Source organism: Collinsella aerofaciens (assembly GCF_040910245.1).
Lineage (GTDB): Bacteria > Actinomycetota > Coriobacteriia > Coriobacteriales > Coriobacteriaceae > Collinsella.
The window spans coordinates 157599-173716 of the sequence record NZ_JBDGAY010000001.1 but is presented as its reverse complement, the minus strand read 5'-3'; the positions used below and the strand labels follow the sequence as shown (position 1 = coordinate 173716).

19 protein-coding genes are annotated in these 16118 nt (G+C 60.1%); 18 read left to right on the top strand and 1 reads right to left on the bottom strand.

Annotated features, from left to right (window positions below):
- Positions 1-14: 14 nt before the first annotated feature.
- The 16 genes from rpsE to AB5Z20_RS00670 all read left to right on the top strand — a co-directional run bounded on the left by rpsE (position 15) and on the right by AB5Z20_RS00670 (position 10056).
- Positions 15-539, top strand: a complete 525-nt coding sequence (gene rpsE / locus AB5Z20_RS00745) for a 30S ribosomal protein S5 (RefSeq protein WP_195364328.1) — start codon at positions 15-17, stop codon at positions 537-539.
- A 2-nt stretch (positions 540-541) separates the two neighbouring features.
- On the top strand, positions 542-724 hold the full coding sequence (gene rpmD / locus AB5Z20_RS00740) for a 50S ribosomal protein L30 (protein ID WP_006235266.1): 183 nt from the start codon (positions 542-544) through the stop codon (positions 722-724).
- 3 nt (positions 725-727) lie between these two features.
- Complete coding sequence (gene rplO / locus AB5Z20_RS00735; protein WP_006235267.1) at positions 728-1177, top strand: 50S ribosomal protein L15; 450 nt, start codon at positions 728-730, stop codon at positions 1175-1177.
- The gene (secY, locus tag AB5Z20_RS00730) at positions 1171-2457 is read left to right on the top strand and encodes a preprotein translocase subunit SecY (RefSeq protein WP_118270229.1); all 1287 of its coding nucleotides are present in this window, start codon (positions 1171-1173) and stop codon (positions 2455-2457) included. Before rplO ends, secY begins: the two co-directional genes overlap by 7 nt.
- An 18-nt stretch (positions 2458-2475) precedes the next feature.
- Entirely contained in the window at positions 2476-3102 is a 627-nt protein-coding gene (locus AB5Z20_RS00725; RefSeq protein ID WP_006235269.1) for an adenylate kinase, read from the top strand.
- A complete protein-coding gene (gene map, locus AB5Z20_RS00720; RefSeq protein ID WP_368155854.1) occupies positions 3099-3887 on the top strand; it encodes a type I methionyl aminopeptidase in 789 nt (262 codons plus the stop codon). Before AB5Z20_RS00725 ends, map begins: the two co-directional genes overlap by 4 nt.
- 104 nt (positions 3888-3991) lie before the next feature.
- A complete protein-coding gene (gene infA / locus AB5Z20_RS00715; protein ID WP_035137443.1) occupies positions 3992-4210 on the top strand; it encodes a translation initiation factor IF-1 in 219 nt (72 codons plus the stop codon).
- A gap of 147 nt (positions 4211-4357) precedes the next feature.
- Positions 4358-4471 carry a 50S ribosomal protein L36 gene (gene rpmJ / locus AB5Z20_RS00710; protein ID WP_006363204.1) on the top strand — a complete coding sequence of 38 codons (114 nt, stop codon included), beginning with the start codon at positions 4358-4360 and terminating at the stop codon, positions 4469-4471.
- 14 nt (positions 4472-4485) lie between these two features.
- On the top strand, positions 4486-4860 hold the full coding sequence (gene rpsM, locus AB5Z20_RS00705) for a 30S ribosomal protein S13 (protein WP_022094275.1): 375 nt from the start codon (positions 4486-4488) through the stop codon (positions 4858-4860).
- A gap of 14 nt (positions 4861-4874) precedes the next feature.
- Positions 4875-5279, top strand: coding sequence for a 30S ribosomal protein S11 (gene rpsK, locus AB5Z20_RS00700; protein ID WP_006235274.1), 405 nt, complete (start codon positions 4875-4877; stop codon positions 5277-5279).
- Between the two features lie 19 nt (positions 5280-5298).
- Complete coding sequence (gene rpsD / locus AB5Z20_RS00695; RefSeq protein WP_006235275.1) at positions 5299-5895, top strand: 30S ribosomal protein S4; 597 nt, start codon at positions 5299-5301, stop codon at positions 5893-5895.
- A gap of 32 nt (positions 5896-5927) precedes the next feature.
- Positions 5928-6869, top strand: a complete 942-nt coding sequence (locus tag AB5Z20_RS00690; RefSeq protein ID WP_006235276.1) for a DNA-directed RNA polymerase subunit alpha — start codon at positions 5928-5930, stop codon at positions 6867-6869.
- A gap of 30 nt (positions 6870-6899) precedes the next feature.
- A complete protein-coding gene (rplQ, locus tag AB5Z20_RS00685) occupies positions 6900-7367 on the top strand; it encodes a 50S ribosomal protein L17 (RefSeq protein ID WP_368155853.1) in 468 nt (155 codons plus the stop codon).
- Positions 7368-7459: 92 nt separating this feature from the next.
- Entirely contained in the window at positions 7460-8284 is an 825-nt protein-coding gene (truA, locus tag AB5Z20_RS00680; protein WP_368155852.1) for a tRNA pseudouridine(38-40) synthase TruA, read from the top strand.
- Between the two features lie 161 nt (positions 8285-8445).
- Complete coding sequence (locus AB5Z20_RS00675; RefSeq protein WP_368155850.1) at positions 8446-9486, top strand: glycosyltransferase family 2 protein; 1041 nt, start codon at positions 8446-8448, stop codon at positions 9484-9486.
- Positions 9487-9618: 132 nt separating this feature from the next.
- Positions 9619-10056, top strand: coding sequence for an arginine repressor (locus AB5Z20_RS00670; protein WP_368155849.1), 438 nt, complete (start codon positions 9619-9621; stop codon positions 10054-10056).
- A gap of 176 nt (positions 10057-10232) precedes the next feature.
- Here the strand turns inward: AB5Z20_RS00670 and AB5Z20_RS00665 are convergent, their stop codons facing one another.
- On the bottom strand, positions 10233-12416 hold the full coding sequence (locus AB5Z20_RS00665; protein WP_368155848.1) for a transglycosylase domain-containing protein: 2184 nt from the start codon (positions 12414-12416) through the stop codon (positions 10233-10235).
- 165 nt (positions 12417-12581) lie between these two features.
- Here AB5Z20_RS00665 and AB5Z20_RS00660 point away from each other — a divergent pair, with 165 nt between their 5' ends.
- Complete coding sequence (locus tag AB5Z20_RS00660) at positions 12582-14585, top strand: U32 family peptidase (protein ID WP_368155847.1); 2004 nt, start codon at positions 12582-12584, stop codon at positions 14583-14585.
- A 96-nt stretch (positions 14586-14681) separates the two neighbouring features.
- Positions 14682-15893, top strand: a complete 1212-nt coding sequence (tyrS, locus tag AB5Z20_RS00655; RefSeq protein ID WP_035137437.1) for a tyrosine--tRNA ligase — start codon at positions 14682-14684, stop codon at positions 15891-15893.
- Positions 15894-16118: the final 225 nt, after the last annotated feature.

Sequence of the window (16118 nt, the reverse complement as noted above, 5' to 3'; positions counted from 1 at the left end):
GAGGTATGTAGCACATGGCTCGTAATCAGAAGCAGCAGCGCGAGGCCTCCGAGTTCGAGGAGCGCGTCGTTTACATCAACCGCGTGTCGAAGACCGTCAAGGGTGGTCGTCGCATGAGCCTCGTCGCTCTCGTCGTCGTTGGCGACGGCAAGGGCAACGTCGGCGTTGGCATGGGCAAGTCCGCTGAGGTGCCCCTGGCCATCTCCAAGGCGTCTCTCGATGCCAAGAAGAACATGTTCCACGTGCCGGTGACCGATCAGGGCACCATCCCGCACGAGGTTCTCGGTCACTTTGGTGCCGGCCGCATCATCATCAAGCCCGCTGTCGAGGGTACCGGCGTTATCGCCGGCGGCGCTGTGCGCCCCCTCTTCGAGCTTGCTGGCATCAAGAACGTCCTGTCCAAGTCCCTCGGTACCGACAACGGCCTCAACATCATCAAGGCTGCCGTCGAAGGCCTCAAGGAGCTCTCCAGCCCTGAGGACGTCGCGGCTCGCCGTGGCCTGACGGTCTCCGAGATGTTCGTCGGTAAGGAGAACTAAGCATGGCTGACACCATCAAGATCAAGCAGGTCCGCAGCACCAACGGTTGCAAGCAGGACCAGGTCCGTACTGTCCGTGCCCTCGGTCTCCACAGGATCCGCGAGGTTCGCGAGATTGCTGACAACGAGTCCGTCCGCGGCATGATCTTCAAGGTTAAGCACCTTGTCGAGATTGTAGAGGAGTAGCAAATGCAGCTTCACGATCTTACTCCCGCGCCCGGTTCCACCAAGAACCGCAAGCGCGTCGGCCGTGGCAATTCTTCGGGTCACGGCACCACTTCTGGCCGCGGCCAGAAGGGCCAGGGCTCTCGCTCTGGTGGCACCAAGGGTGCCGGCTTCGAGGGTGGCCAGACTCCGCTGGCTATGCGCCTGCCCAAGCTTCCGGGCTTCCGCAACCCCCGTCGTATCGAGTACACCGCCGTCAACGTTGAGCGTCTCGAGCGTAAGTTCGAGGACGGCGCTGTGATCGACGGTGCCGCTCTTAAGGCCGCTCGCATCACCAAGAGCGAGTTCGAGCCCGTCAAGGTGCTCGGCAATGGTGAGCTCACCAAGAAGTTCACGGTCAAGGTCGACAAGGTCAGCGCTTCTGCGCAGGCCAAGATCGAGGCCGCCGGCGGAAAGGTCGAGCTGCCGTGCTAAATGGTCTTAAGAATGCTTTCCGCATCAAAGAACTGCGCGAAAAGATTCTTTTTACCATAGCTATGCTCGTCGTGTACCGCATTGGTGCGCACGTTCCTGTGCCCGGCATTCCCTTCCAGGGGATGCTGGGCCTTTTCTCGACCGGGAGCAACTCGGTCGCCGCAGGTGCTATGGCCCTCCTGAATCTTTTCTCTGGTGGCGCGTTGAGCTATGTCTCGGTGTTCTCTTTGGGCATCATGCCGTACATCACGAGCTCGATTATCCTCCAGATGCTCCAGGCCGTCGTGCCTTCCCTGCATGAGCTTGCCCGCGAGGGCGAGGTCGGTCAGACCAAGATTACGCAGTATTCGCGTTACCTTACCTTGGCTCTGGCAATCCTCAACTCCGTGGGTTACCTCTTCCTCTTTAAGAGCTTCGGCATCAGCTTTAATGGCGCCGGCGCTCCCGAGATCATCTTTGACCTCATGATCGTCGGTACGCTCACCGCGGGCGCCATGCTGATCATGTGGATTGGTGAGCTCATCACCCAGCGCGGTATCGGCAATGGCATGTCGCTGATCATCTTCGCGAACATCATGGCCGGTCTTCCGCAGGCGATCTTCTCCAGCACCGAGGGTAACGCCGGTGGCATCATCACCATGGTGATCATCTGCGCCATCATCTTGCTGGTCATCCCGCTGATCGTTTTCCTTGAGCGCGGCCAGCGCCGCATCCCGGTCTCCTACGCCAAGCGCGTCGTGGGCCGTCGCATGATGGGTGGCCAGACCACCTACCTGCCCATCAAGGTTAACACCGCGGGCGTCGTGCCGATCATCTTCGCTTCGGCGCTGCTGTACTTCCCGGCCCAGATTGCCGTGTTCTTCCCCGGCATCGGCTGGATCCAGGCAGTTGCCTCCGCGCTTTCGACCGGTTGGCTCAACTGGGTGCTTAACGTTGTCCTCATCGTGTTCTTCGCGTACTTCTACACCTCCATGGTGTTCAACCCCGATGACACGGCCGACAACCTTAAGAAGCAGGGCGGCTTTATTCCGGGCGTCCGTCCGGGCAGGGCTACCGCGGCCTACATCAAGAACGCGCTCAACAAGATTACGCTTCCCAGCGCTGTCTTTTTGGCGCTCATCGCCATCGTGCCTTCGATCATCTTCTCTTTCACGGGTAACCATCTGATCCAGGCATTTGGCGGCACGTCCATCCTCATCATGGTCGGCGTCGTGCTCGACACGGTCGATAAGCTCGAAGGCCAGATCAAGATGTATGATTACGATGGATTCTTTAAATAGGCTAGAGGAGGATTGCTCATGAACCTCGTATTGCTCGGAGCTCCGGGTGCCGGTAAGGGCACCGTCGCACAGGAGCTCGTCGCCGAGTTCGGCGTCGCTCACATTTCCACGGGCGACCTGCTGCGTGCTGCCGTCAAGGGTGGCACCGAGCTTGGTATTCAGGCTAAGAAGTACATGGACGCCGGCGAGCTCGTTCCCGACCAGCTCGTGATCGACCTTGTCAAGGAGCGCCTTGCCGCCGATGACGCCCAGCAGGGCTTCATTCTCGATGGCTTTCCGCGCAACACCGCCCAGGCTGTGACGCTCGATTCCGAGCTCTCCGCCATGGGTCGCGAGATCGACTGCGCCCTTCTGGTCGACGTGGCCCCCGAGGTCATCATCGACCGTCTGTCTTCGCGTCGCACCTGCCGCGCCTGCGGTTACACCGGCACCGCTGCCGATGCTACCTGCCCCAAGTGTGGTGGCGAGATGTATCAGCGCGACGACGACAAGCCCGAGACCATTAAGAACCGTCTCGACGTCTACGAGAAGTCCACGAGCCCGCTCGTCGACTACTATCGTGGCCAGGGTCTGCTCAAGTCGGTCAACGGTGACCAGGCTCGCGAGACCGTGTACGGGGATGTCAAAGAGGCTCTCGGTCTATGATCAAGATTAAGTCTGCAACGCAAATCGAGCAGATGAAGAAGGCAGGAGCGCTATCTAAGATGGCGCTCCGCCACGTTGGAGCCATGGTTCGCCCTGGTGTTTCGACCTTTGAGCTCGATCAGCTTGCGGAGCAGATTATCCGCATGCATGGTGGCACCCCGGCCTTTAAGGGTTACGGCGGGTTCCCGGGGACCATTTGCGCATCGATCAACGATGCCGTTGTCCACGGTATTCCCAACCCCGACATGATTCTGCGCGATGGCGATATCATCTCCATCGATACGGGAGCCGTTGTCGACGGTTGGGTCGGCGATAACGCTTGGACGTTTTTCGTCGGTACCCCCACGCCCGAGGCCAAGGCCCTGTGCGAGGTTACGCGCGATTGCCTTAAGGCTGCAATCGAGCAGGCTGTTCCCGGTAATCATATTGGGGACATTGGTTATGCCGTCCAGTCCCTCGCCGAGTCTCACGGCTATGGCGTGCTTCGCGATTATGTGGGGCACGGTATCGGCCATGTGATGCACGAGGACCCCAACGTTCCAAATTATGGAAAGAAGGGGAGGGGCGTTCGTCTCCAGGCCGGTATGGTCATTGCCATCGAGCCGATGGTTACGATGGGATCCAATCATGTGAGCACGGGCTCCGATGGTTGGATCGTTACGACCAACGACCACCTGCCCGCCGCGCACTACGAGAACACCGTCGCCATCACCGATTACGGCCCGGTGATTCTCACCACCGATGCGCAAGGATCCTGGTGTTCGCTCCAGGGCGGAGAAATGTAACAAGTTCCACGTAGTTGTGGAGCCATTACGAAGTTATTACGATGCGTGCATACGTGTTGTAGAATACTCAATCGCTGTCGTTTTCTAGAGAAAGATGATTGCTTGTGAAGAAGGAAGACGCAATTGAGCTCGAGGGTACGGTAAAGGAGCCGCTGCCCAACGCCATGTTTAAGGTTGAGCTCGAGAACGGTCATTCGGTTCTGTGCAACATTTCTGGCAAGATCCGAATGAATTACATCCGCATTCTCCCCGGTGACAGGGTTGTCGTGGAGCTTTCCCCGTACGACCTGACCCGCGGTCGCATCACCTATCGCTATAAATAGCGACACACATACACGCTCTTTTCCGACTGCAGGCTTAGCTCAACCTACGGTCGGTTTGCGTGTGAAGACCAGCCATAGTTTTAAACGCCTGCGGCTGGGCGAGTAGATAGTAGGGAAGTAGTTTGAGCGCTACCGAAAGGAAGAACGATGAAGGTACGTCCTTCGGTCAAGAAGATGTGCGATAAGTGCAAAATCATTAGGCGCCATGGCAAGGTCCTCGTCATTTGCGAGAACCCCCGTCATAAGCAGCGTCAGGGTTAAGAGAGGAGACTACGTTGGCCCGTATTAATGGTGTCGACCTCCCGCGTGAGAAGCGCGTTGAGATCGGTCTGACCTACATTTACGGCATCGGCCGCACCACTGCGACGAAGATTTGCGTCGAGTGCAACGTTAACGTGGATACGCGCGTTAAGGACCTCACCGAGGATGAGGTTAACGCCATCCGCGATTATATCGACAAGAACCAGATCATGGTTGAGGGCGACCTCCGCCGTGAGCGCAACCAGAACGTCAAGCGCCTTATGGACATCGGCTGCAACCGCGGCCTTCGTCACCGCAAGGGCCTCCCGGTCCGCGGCCAGCGCACCCACACTAACGCTCGTACCCGCAAGGGCCCGAAGCGTCAGATCGGTGCTAAGAAGAAGAAATAAGGAGCGCTAGATAGATGGCTACTGCTAAGAAGAACGTTCGCGCTGCCCGTCTGAAGCGCGCGGACCGTAAGAACATTTCCGTGGGCCAGGCTCACATTCGTTCTACGTTCAACAACACGATCGTTTCGATCACCGATCCCCAGGGCAACGTCATTTCCTGGAAGTCGGCTGGCCAGGTGGGCTTCAAGGGCTCCCGTAAGTCCACGCCGTTCGCTGCCCAGATGGCTGCCGAGGCTGCTGCCAAGCAGGCCATGGAGCACGGCATGAAGAAGGTTTCCGTCTTCGTCAAGGGCCCCGGCTCCGGTCGTGAGACCGCCATCCGCTCCCTCCAGGCTGCTGGCCTCGAGGTCTCGAGCATCCAGGACAAGACCCCCATCCCGCACAACGGCTGCCGCCCCAAGAAGCGTCGCCGCGTGTAACTGAAAGGATCGTATCAATATGGCAATCGACAGGACTCCTGTTCTTAAGCGCTGCCGTCAGCTCGGGATCGATCCCGCTGAGCTCGGTTACAGCAGCAAGAAGGAATCTATCCGTCAGCCCAAGCGCCGTCGCAAGGAATCTGAGTACGGCATGCAGCTGCGTGAGAAGCAGAAGGTCAAGTTCATCTATGGCGTTCTGGAGAAGCAGTTCCACGGCTACTTCAACAAGGCCCGTAAGATGAACGGTGTCACCGGTGAGAACCTCATGATCATCCTTGAGTCTCGCCTTGACAACGTCGTCTTCCGTCTTGGCTTCGCCCGCACCCGCAAAGAGGCTCGTCAGTCCGTCCGTCACGGTCACTTCACCGTGAACGGCAAGCGCGTGGACATCCCGTCCTACCGCGTCAAGGCCGGCGACGTCGTCGCTGTCGGCGAGAAGTTCCGTGACCTCCTCCCCATCAAGGAGGCCCTGATTTCCTCCGAGCGTTTCGAGGTCCCTGGCTGGCTCGAGGTCGATATCGAGAAGCTGTCTGGTAACGTGCTCGCTCTGCCGACGCGTGAGCAGATCAGCGGTGATATCAACGAGCAGCTCATCGTCGAGCTCTACTCTAAGTAGTCCATCCGGGCTGCTGAGGCTGGAGGTAATACATGTCAGAATTCATTAGGCCTCAGGTTCAGGTCGAAGAGATTAACGAGACGTCTGCTCGTGTCTCCGTTGAGCCGCTCGAGCGTGGCTACGGCGATACGCTGGGTAACTCCCTTCGTCGCGTTCTTCTGTCCTCGCTCGAGGGTGCCGCCGTCGAGGCTATTCAGATCGATGGCGCGCAGCACGAGTTCATGACCATCCCTAACATGGTCGAGGATGTCACCGACATCGTCCTGAATGTCAAGGGTCTTGTCTTCAGGGCTCTCGGCACGACCGACGAGGCGACCGCCACCATTTCGGTTGACGGCCCCTGCGAGGTCACCGGTGCGGACTTCTTTATTCCGTCCGAGTTTGAGCTGGTCAACCCCGAGCAGCACATCGCTACGCTCACCGAGGGTGGCCATCTCACCATGAGCATGCGCATCGGCTATGGCCGCGGCTATGTCTCTGGCGAGGCTAACAAGCGCGACAACGATCCCATCGGTGTGATCCACGTCGACTCGCTGTACTCGCCGGTGTCCCGTTGCGCCAAGCTCGTTGAGGCTTGCCGTGTCGGTCAGCATACCGACTACGACCGCCTTGTCCTCGAGATCGAGACCAACGGCTCCATCGCTCCGCGCGACGCCGTGGTCCAGGCTGCCAATATCATCAACCAGCATATGGCTGCCTTTATGAACCTTGCCGAGACCCCCGAGGTCGAGGAGGAGGCTTCGATCTTCGCTCCCGAGGTCACCAACGACAACGCCGAGCTGGACAAGCAGATCGAGGATCTGGACCTTTCCGTCCGTTCCTACAACTGCCTTAAGCGCGCCAGCATTCACTCGGTCCGTCAGCTCGTTGAGTTCTCGGAGAACGATCTGCTCAACATCCGTAACTTCGGTGTTAAGTCGATCGAGGAAGTGAAGGACAAGCTTGAGTCCATGGGCCTGAGCCTGAAGGCTTAATGCTTCGCATATTTGAGGAGAAACTAGACCATGCGTCACAACGTTAAGAAGGGCCTGAAGCTCGGCACCGATGCGAGCCACACCAAGGCCATGAAGAAGAGCCTGGCCAAGGCCCTCTTCGAGAACGACCGCATCAAGACCACCGAGACCCGCGCTAAGGCGCTGCGTTCGGTCGTCGATCCGATCATCACCTGGGCCAAGAAGGGCGACCTGCACTCTCGTCGTCTGGCCATCGCCAAGCTCGGCGATAAGCAGCTCGTTGCCGAGATTTTCGACAAGGCTGCTCAGGGTATGTGGCAGGACCGCAACGGCGGTTACACCCGCATCATGAAGCTCGGTAACCGTAAGGGCGACAACGCTCCTATCGTTATCATGGAGCTCGTCACTGAGCCTTGCACGCCTAAGGCCAAGAAGGCTGCTCCGGCCCCCAAGAAGGCCGCTGCTCCCAAGAAGGTCGAGGCTGTCGAGGAGGCTCCTGCTAAGGAGACCGCTGAGTAGACAATCCGTCTGCATAGGCTATATTCGAGGGGTACGTTCGCGTACCCCTCTTTTTTTGTCGCGATACCGTTTATTGTTTGTTGGGAGCGCCCATGACCGCGCCGTCTGATTTCAATTCGATTCTAGAGCTCGATGCCACACTCGTTTTCCGCGTGGCTTACGATGGCTCGTCCTATAGCGGATTTGCCGAGCAGCCGGGTCAGACGACCGTTGCGGGCGAGTTGCGCCGCGCTATCGAGACGCTGCTGCGCCGCCCAATCGATCTGACGTGTGCGGGGCGTACCGATGCCGGCGTGCATGCGGTAGCGCAGTATATTAGCGTGCCCGTAACGGACGCTGAGCTGGCGTGTACGCGCCGTAGATGGCTGAGGGCTATGGATGCCCTCCTGCCTAAAGATATCGCCATAAACGAGGTCTACAAGGCCCGTAAGGGCTTTTCTGCGCGCTTTGACGCGCGGTCGCGTACGTATACGTACCGCATTGCCGATCGCGATGCACGCCCCGTGCTCTCGCGCGGTGCGGTGTGGTGGCATCGCTACCCCTTGGATGTCGATGCTATGGCTGCCGCGTGCCCTGCGCTCTTGGGCGAGCAGGACTTTAAGAGCTTTTGCAAGGTGGCGTCTGCCGTGGGCAAGCCCACGCACCGTTGCGTGATGCGTGCCGAGTTTGGCCACGAGGTCGCTTTTGGCGAGGATATCCTGACCTTCACTATCGAGGGCAACGCGTTTTTGCATTCGATGGTGCGTACTATTGTGGGCACGCTCGTGGAGATTGGCATGCATCGCCGCGATCCCGAGTGGATGCGCGAGGTCATTGATGCCTGCGACCGTACCGCTGCGGGTCCCACGGCGCCTGCCTGCGGCCTTACGTTTATGGGTGTGGATTACGGCCCCGCCGAGCTTGTCGTGCTCGACTAGGGGAGTGCTCGGCGCGTCCGTGCCTGGCTCATACTATGTGTGAGCTGCGCGTGTGCAACATCTGTTCTTGGCGTGCAACATGTTAGGCGGCTCGTTGCTTTTATAGCTCGGGTGTACCATGAACGACGGTTTGATTTGGCGCTGTCGAGAGGACGGAAAACTTGGTTCGACGTGGTTCGCATCCGCGACTTTCGGTGATCCTTATTGTCGAGGGTTCGCCCAGCTATGCGATGCGCGCGCTCGAGAGCGTCCAGAACCAAGACCTCTATGACCTGCAAATTGTCGTGGTTTGTCGCGACGTTGCGCCGGGCGTGCACCATTCGCTCGAAGTTGCCGCCGGCAGGGATATTCACATCGATTTGATTGACGTCGAGGATTCGGCGCACGGAGCATGTCTCAAGGCTGGTTTTGCCGCCTCGCGTGGATTGCAGATTGTTGCCATGAACGCCGACGAGTGGTTTGCCCCACAGTCCCTTTCCAAGATGGTCGATGTTGCGTGCGATGCTGCGGCAGACATGGTGATTCCCACAGCATCGCTCGACCGCTATGACGCTCATCGTGAGCGCCATTCGCGCGTGCTGGATGCCAGCTCTCTTGCGATCGATGACCGTGCTTCTTTGGCGGCTGGTCTGTCTCAGATGATTTCCGGCGGCCTGATTGCCCAGACTTCCGGTGTGATGTACAGCCGCTCGTTGTTCGAGACGTGTTTGTCGCGCGGCCGTGCGCTTCGCTCGATTGGGTTTATGACATGCGCCCTTTCGCAGGCGCAACGCATATCCGGGTGCGGTGGCGCTTGTTTCCATGCGGTAGCGCCACAGCTTACAGATGCTTTTGACCCCACATTGTTTGCCAAGCTTACCGATGACGCCCGGGCGCTCGACGAGCTTACTGATTCGCTTGCAGAGGTGAGCGATGGCACGCAGCTAAAGGTTGCGAGCCATATGTTTTACTTCGCCGGGCTGGTCGCCTGCATCGAAAATTTGTGCTTGAGCCCGCATGGGGTTTCTTCAATTGAGCGTTCCGCTCGAATGCGTGATATGCTCGAAGCATCTCGAACTCGTCAGATGGCCGCGGCACTCAAGGATAACCATCGTGGACTCGGCCTGTTGTTTGGACCGATTGCCAGTGCCAAGCCTGCGCGTTGCGTGATGTATACGCACCTGGCAGCTTTTTTTAACCGGACGGGCGTCAAAACTGCTTAAGACGGCTATGTTCGAAACAATCTTGCATGGAATTGTTTCGAAATGCGTTCTTATTCACAAATACCATCAAATAGCGCTAAACTATTCAATCACTGATTGATTGTCTCCGCCATCTATGGAGTGAGGTTTTGTATGGCTAAAAAACGCAATGGGCGCCAGGATGCCATCAGAGATATCGTGCGCAACAAGGATGTTCGCACGCAGCGTGTGCTGGTGGACGAGCTTCGCGCTATGGGTTTCGATTGCACACAGGCAACCGTTTCGCGCGATATCGCGGATATGGGGCTTCGTAAGCTTCCCGAGGGTATTTACGTCCTAGCCGAGGACTTGCACCTGCAGCGTATGCTTTCCGAACTGGTAACGGGCGTTCTGCGCACCGACAACCTGGTTATGATCAAGGCCCAGCCCGGTACCGCTTCGGGCATTGCCGCTGCGGTCGATGCCGCCGAGCTGCCCGATGTGCTGGGCTCGCTCGCCGGTAATGACACCATCTTGGTTATCGCCCAGACCGCCGAGGACGGCGAGCGCCTGGAGGCCCTCATCAACAAGCTGAGCAACTCTCGTAAGTAGGCGAGAACCGCGTCGTGCAGGCGGCTACAGAGCCTTGTAAGGGGGCGTCGACGATGGTCGGCGCCCTTTTTTATTGCCGTATCGTGTTGAGGCGCGTGCGAGGTTTCTCGTGACAAAAAGGCGCCCGAGCAGCATTTGATCTGCTCGGGCGCGTTTGATTGGCTATGGTTGGATGCCTACTGACCCGTAGAGGGATCGGGCGTGGGCGTAGGCGTTGGAGTGGGGGAACCGCCCTCGCCGCCGCCTTCGCCACCGCTACCGTCGCCGCCGGTCGAGTCGCCGGTCGTTCCGGTGCCACCCGTGGTGTTGCCGCCCGTGGTCTCGGTGGTCGTGGTCGTAGTCGTGGTTGTCGTAGTCGTGGTCTCTTCCTCGTCTTTGTCCTCGGTGTCGCTATACGATTTCTTGGTGTTGCTGGTGCCGTAGAACTTCCAGACGTTGTTGTTCTTGTACGTGGGGGCAGTGCCCGTCGGGAACTCCTCGCGGCTGGTGTCGGCAAGGACGGTGTTCATGAACTTCTTAAAGACGGGCAGGTTAGTGCTGTCGCCCAGCAGGTCCGTGCCGTACTTTTGGATGGGAATCTCACCTGCGGAGTAGCCGGTCCACAGGGCGCATGCCAGCTGCGGGGTGTAGCCGCAGAACCACAGGTTGGTGGTGTTGTCGGTGGTACCTGTCTTGCCGGCATAGGGCTGGTTCACGCTCAGAGCGCCGGCGGCACCCGTGCCGCTGCCCTGCATGACGCCGGTCAGGACGTCGGTCACTGCCGCGGCCTCGCCGGTGGAGAGCACCTGTGTGGGGTTATCGGTGTGCTGGTACAGTTCCGAGCCGGTTCGCGAATCAATCTCGGTGATGGCGATCGGCTGGCGATAGTAACCGCCGTTGGCAAACGTGGCATAGGCCGCGGCCATCTCGAGCGGCGAGATGGAGCCGGTGCCGAGCGTCATGACGGGAACGTCCTCGATATTGTCCTTAGAAGGATCGATGCCGAGCTTTTTGACGAGCGACATGATCTTGTTATTGCCGATAGCCTCTGCAACCTGGATATAGCCGGTGTTGGAGGAGTATGCCGTCGCCTGCTTGAGCGTGATGGTGCCGTAGCTTTGGTTGGCGTAGTTTTGCACCTCGGTCGTGGTGCCCTTGGCCTTGAGCGGCGAGTTGCAGTTGAGGGTGACGTTGGGGTTCATGCCGTTTTGGATGGCAGTGGCCAGCGTAAAGGCCTTAAACGTGGAGCCCACAGGACGCTTGGCCGTGGCGTGGTTCACGTGGTTCTCGTCGGCGTTATAGTCGTAGCCGCCCACCATGCACTTGATGTAGCCGGTCTTGGGGTCGACGACGACCATGCCCATGTCCAGGCCGTCGAGCGAAAGCGTGTCGAGCTGGGCACGCACGGCCTCCTCGGCAGTCTGCTGCATCGTGGGGTCGATGGTGGTCTTGACAGTTAGGCCGCCCTTAAACAGCACGTCGGTGGAGAACTCCTGCTCCAGCAGCTGCTTAACATAGGCGACAAAGTAGGGCTGCGAATACACGTCGACGCCGCTGCCCGAAATCTCGGTTACGTTGAGGGTGATGGGCTCTGCCTGCGCGGCGTCGTGCTCCTCCTGGGTGATGTGGCCCAGGCGCAGCATGTTGTCGAGAACCTTGTTGCGGCGAGACAGTGCCAGATCGGGATTGACCGTGGGGTCGTACTGCGAAGGCGAGTTGGGAAGGCCGATGAGCAGCGCGGCCTCGCTCAGGGTGAGGTCGGCGGCGCTCTTGGACAGATACGTCTCGGCTGCGGCCTCGATGCCGTAGGCACCGTGGCCGTAATAGATGGTGTTGAGGTACATCATGAGGATCTCGTCCTTGGAGTACATCTCCTCCATCTTGATGGCGATATAGGCCTCGCGCACCTTACGCTCGATGGTCGAATCGAACTGCTCCTCCTGCAGGATGGTGTTGCGTACCAGCTGCTGGGTGATGGTCGATGCACCCTCGTGTCCACCGGAGACGGTTGCCACGGCGGCACGCGCGATACCCCACAGGTCGATACCGCCGTGCTCGTAGAAGCGCTCGTCCTCGACGTCGACGGTGCCCTGCAGCACGTACGGAGAGACCTGGTCCTTGGTGACGGACTTGCGGTTTTGCGTGTAGAAGCTCGCGATCTTGTTGCCGTTGCAATCGACGATCTCGGTGGGTTCACTCACCAGATAGGCGTTGGCGTCGGTATAGTCGGGCAGATCGGACAGCCAACGGTTGACGTTGCCGATCATGCCGATGCCAAACGCTACGCCCGCGATGAGCAAAAAGCCCAAGAACGAGAGCAGAATCATGGGCAGGGCATGCGTCTTGGAACGACTGCGTCCCTGTCGTTGGCGAGGACCCATATATTGACCTCCAGGTATGTCGTGCCGGGCGGCGGGTGCGCCGCTGGGGCAGGATGGACATAAGTTATTACACGATAAACCAAACGAGGCGCGCGAGGCCTCGTGTATGCTGGATGACGGCATTTTTCAGAGTGAATGCATACCTTGTTGGTAAGGAGTTTGCCGATGGCGATTCGGACGATGGAGCCGAGCGGACAATGCGATAACGAGCCGGGGGCTGCCGAGGCGGCGCTGCCCGAGCTGCTGGCGCCTGCCGGGGGACTCGATCAGATGCTCGCGGCGATTGCGGCGGGCGCCGATGCCGTCTATGCGGGCCTGGGCGGGTTTAACGCCCGCGTGAGCGCACACGGCTTTACCGACGACGAGTTTTTGCGCGGCTGCGTCGTGGCGCATGCGCACGGCGTGCGTGTATACGTGACGCTCAACGTGTTTGTGTTCGATGACGAGTTGGCCGACGCGGTGGCGCTGGGGGCGCACGCGCATGAGTTGGGTGCCGATGCCTTGATCGTGGCGGATGCCGGTCTGGCCTGCGCACTGCGCGCGGCGATTCCCGGGGTCGAGATTCACCTGTCCACGCAGGCGGGCGTCCATAGCGAAGGCGCCGTGCGCCTGGCTGCCGACGAGCTCGGGGTCGAGCGCGTGACGACCGCCCGCGAGCTGGCGGTCGACGAGATTGCCGCTCTGTGTGCTACCGGCGTGCCTATCGAGGTGTTCTGCCACGGCGCGATTTGCATTGGATATTCGGGCGCCTGTGAGTTCTCTGCCCTGCGGCGTGGACGATCGGCGATGCGCGGCGACTGTACGCAGCCGTGTCGCTTGGCGTACGACCTGGTGGATGAGACGGGGGAGAGCGTCGTTTCTGTGGAGGGCGATCGTCTGCTGTGCCCGCGCGACTATCTGGGCATTGCACACCTGCCCGAGCTTGTTGGGGCCGGGGTGGCGTCGCTCAAGATCGAGGGGCGCATGAAAAACCCCGACTACGTGTTCAACGTGGTGCGGGTGTGGCGTCGTGCACTCGATATGCTGCGCGATGGCGCGTGGGATGCCGCTGCCGTGTCGGTGCTCGAGCGCGAGTTGGGCAGGTCGTTCAACCGCGGGTTTACCGATGCATATCTGCGGGGGCGATCGGGTGCTGAGCTCATGAGCTTTGAGCGTGCGATTAACCAGGGCGTGCGCGTGGGCCACTTGGTGACGGTGGGTCACGAAGAGGTGACCGTCGAGCTCGATGCCGCCGTGGCGGCGGGCGACACGCTCGAGATCCGGTTCTATCCGGGTGCCGATGCACGCCCCGATGTGCCCAAGCGCTGGCCCCAGGTGCCCTGCCCGGTGGACGCGGCAGCGGGGGAGCGCGTTGTCGTGCACTGCAAGCGTAAGGTGGATGCGGGATGCGAGGTGTACCTGATTCGCAGCGCCGGCGTGTTGGAGCAGACGGCCGACGTACTGGAGCACATGCGAGTCGAGGCGGACGCGGTCGTACCCGTTGCACGAGCCGTTGAGATGCTGCCCTCTGAGGGCGCCGTGACTGTTGGCGACGTGCCCGAGGCGGCGTTGACGGAGCCGACGGAAAAGGGGGCTTCCGTTCGCATGGTCTTTGCCTGGCAGCTGATGGATGCCGACCCGTGTGGCGAGCGCGATCTGTCCGATGCGACCGTGGTGCTCGACGAGGTCTGTCGCGCAGCCGATGCCTCGCGTACCCGCTCGCTTATGCGGCGTGCCGGGCGCGTCGTCTGCCGTAATCTGGGACAGGTGGCGATGGCGCGTGAGCTGGGCGTGGCGTTTGACGTTGCGGCACCGGTGTTTTGCGCGAACCGGGTTACGCTTGCCTGGCTACGCGGGCTCGGTGCGGGCCGTGTGTATTTGCCTGTCGAGCTTGTCGCCGACGACGCGGAGCGCGTTGCCGAGCTCGTCGCCGACGACGCGGAGCGCGTTGCCGAGCTTGCCGCTTGCCCCGGCGTCTTGGGTCCGGTCGACGCCAACCGTCCCGGGCTTATGGTGTGCGAGCACTGTCTGTTGACCGCCGAGGGCGTCTGCGCCACCGATGCGACGGGGCAGGTCCGTTGCCGCGACTGCTTGCGTCGTCGGCAGGTGCGCTATCTGGTCGAGCGTGACGGTACACGTCTGCCAGTTGCCATCGACGCATGCGGCAGGACGAGGATTTTCCTGTCGTAGGTGCCGCGTCGCGTCAGTTTGTTATCATATGAGAGTTTATGGACTTCCAGCACCGCCGTTTTCGGCGAGGGTGCTATAGCAAAAGGAGGATACCCAATGCTGTCTGTTGACGAGCAAATGCGTATCATCACCTCGGGCGCCGCACAGATCGTCCCCGAGGCCGACCTTCGCAAGAAGCTTGAGAAGGGCGAGCCCCTCAACATCAAGCTTGGCGTCGACCCCACCAGCCCCGACCTGCACTTGGGCCACGCCGTGCCGCTGCGTAAGATGCGTCAGTTCCAGGACCTGGGCCACAACGTCACCCTCATCATCGGCAACGGTACCGCGCTGATTGGCGACCCTTCGGGCAAGAACTCCACCCGTCCTCAGCTTTCGCAGGAGCAGATCGAGGCCAATGCCGAGACCTACGTGAGCCAGGCCATGAAGATCCTGGATCCCGAGAAGACCACCATCGTGCACAACGGTGACTGGATCTTGTCGATGGACCTTGCCGGACTGCTGCAGGTGTGCTCCAAGTTCACCGTCGCCCGTATTCTTGAGCGCGATGACTTTACCAAGCGCTACCAGTCTCAGACGCCGATCGCCCTGCATGAGTTCCTGTATCCCGTGATGCAGGCTTTCGACTCCGTGCAGATCAAGGCCGACGTGGAGATGGGCGGCACCGACCAGCTCTTCAACCTGCTCGCCGGCCGTGAGCTCATGGAGAAGATGGGCATGGAGCCCCAGATCGCGCTCACCATGCCGCTGCTCGAGGGTACCGATGGCGTGCGCAAGATGTCCAAGTCCTACGGCAACTACATCGGCCTGACCGACGCTCCCAAGGATATGTTCGGCAAGACCATGTCCATCCCCGACGAGATGATTGGCAAGTACTATCGCCTGGCCAGTTCGCTCACCCCGGCCGAGGTCGACAAGATCGACGCTGCTCTGGCCGACGGCTCTGCCGATCCCTATGAGCTCAAGCGTGCTCTGGGCCGCGACCTGTGCGACACCTACCACGGCGCCGGTGCCGGCGACGAGGCTCAGGCCGAGTTCGATCGCGTGTTCAAGGAGGGCCAGCTCGCCGACTTCCCCGAGAAGCACGTTGAGCTGACTGTCAACGACGAGGGCCAGATCTACCTCGCCGGCCTGCTCAAGGACCTGGGTCTTTCGGCGAGCGCCGGCCAGGCCCGTCGCGATATCGACGGCGGTGGTGTCAAGATTAACGGCAAGGCCGTGGCTCCCAAGAGCTACAACATCGACCCCAGCGCCCTCAAGCTGGGCGACACCCTCTCCGTGGGCAAGCGCAAGGGCTTTAAGCTGGTCTAGCAAGTAGGTCAACCTAACATGTGCAATAGGGCCGCAGCCGGAACTCCCGACTGCGGCCTTTTGAGTTGCGGTGAAATAGTTCCTAAAAATGCCATACGGGCGCCCAGGTAGGAACTATTCCACCGCAACTTTTTTCCTCCGTCCCCAAGGGATCATTTGGCGGTGCCGTTAAGCGGAAGGGGCGTTATCGGCGGCCTCCTTTTGGGCATACAATTGCTATTGGCT

Excerpts from the sequence above, each read along its gene's own strand:
- rpsE (WP_195364328.1), top strand. The coding sequence starts at position 15 with ATGGCTCGTAATCAGAAGCAGCAGCGCGAGGCCTCCGAGTTCGAGGAG.
- rpmD (WP_006235266.1), top strand. The coding sequence starts at position 542 with ATGGCTGACACCATCAAGATCAAGCAGGTCCGCAGCACCAACGGTTGC.
- rplO (WP_006235267.1), top strand. The coding sequence starts at position 728 with ATGCAGCTTCACGATCTTACTCCCGCGCCCGGTTCCACCAAGAACCGC.
- AB5Z20_RS00725 (WP_006235269.1), top strand. The coding sequence starts at position 2,476 with ATGAACCTCGTATTGCTCGGAGCTCCGGGTGCCGGTAAGGGCACCGTC.
- map (WP_368155854.1), top strand. The coding sequence starts at position 3,099 with ATGATCAAGATTAAGTCTGCAACGCAAATCGAGCAGATGAAGAAGGCA.
- rpmJ (WP_006363204.1), top strand. The coding sequence starts at position 4,358 with ATGAAGGTACGTCCTTCGGTCAAGAAGATGTGCGATAAGTGCAAAATC.
- rpsK (WP_006235274.1), top strand. The coding sequence starts at position 4,875 with ATGGCTACTGCTAAGAAGAACGTTCGCGCTGCCCGTCTGAAGCGCGCG.
- rpsD (WP_006235275.1), top strand. The coding sequence starts at position 5,299 with ATGGCAATCGACAGGACTCCTGTTCTTAAGCGCTGCCGTCAGCTCGGG.
- AB5Z20_RS00690 (WP_006235276.1), top strand. The coding sequence starts at position 5,928 with ATGTCAGAATTCATTAGGCCTCAGGTTCAGGTCGAAGAGATTAACGAG.
- rplQ (WP_368155853.1), top strand. The coding sequence starts at position 6,900 with ATGCGTCACAACGTTAAGAAGGGCCTGAAGCTCGGCACCGATGCGAGC.
- truA (WP_368155852.1), top strand. The coding sequence starts at position 7,460 with ATGACCGCGCCGTCTGATTTCAATTCGATTCTAGAGCTCGATGCCACA.
- AB5Z20_RS00670 (WP_368155849.1), top strand. The coding sequence starts at position 9,619 with ATGGCTAAAAAACGCAATGGGCGCCAGGATGCCATCAGAGATATCGTG.
- AB5Z20_RS00665 (WP_368155848.1), bottom strand. The coding sequence starts at position 12,416 with ATGGGTCCTCGCCAACGACAGGGACGCAGTCGTTCCAAGACGCATGCC.
- AB5Z20_RS00660 (WP_368155847.1), top strand. The coding sequence starts at position 12,582 with ATGGCGATTCGGACGATGGAGCCGAGCGGACAATGCGATAACGAGCCG.
- tyrS (WP_035137437.1), top strand. The coding sequence starts at position 14,682 with ATGCTGTCTGTTGACGAGCAAATGCGTATCATCACCTCGGGCGCCGCA.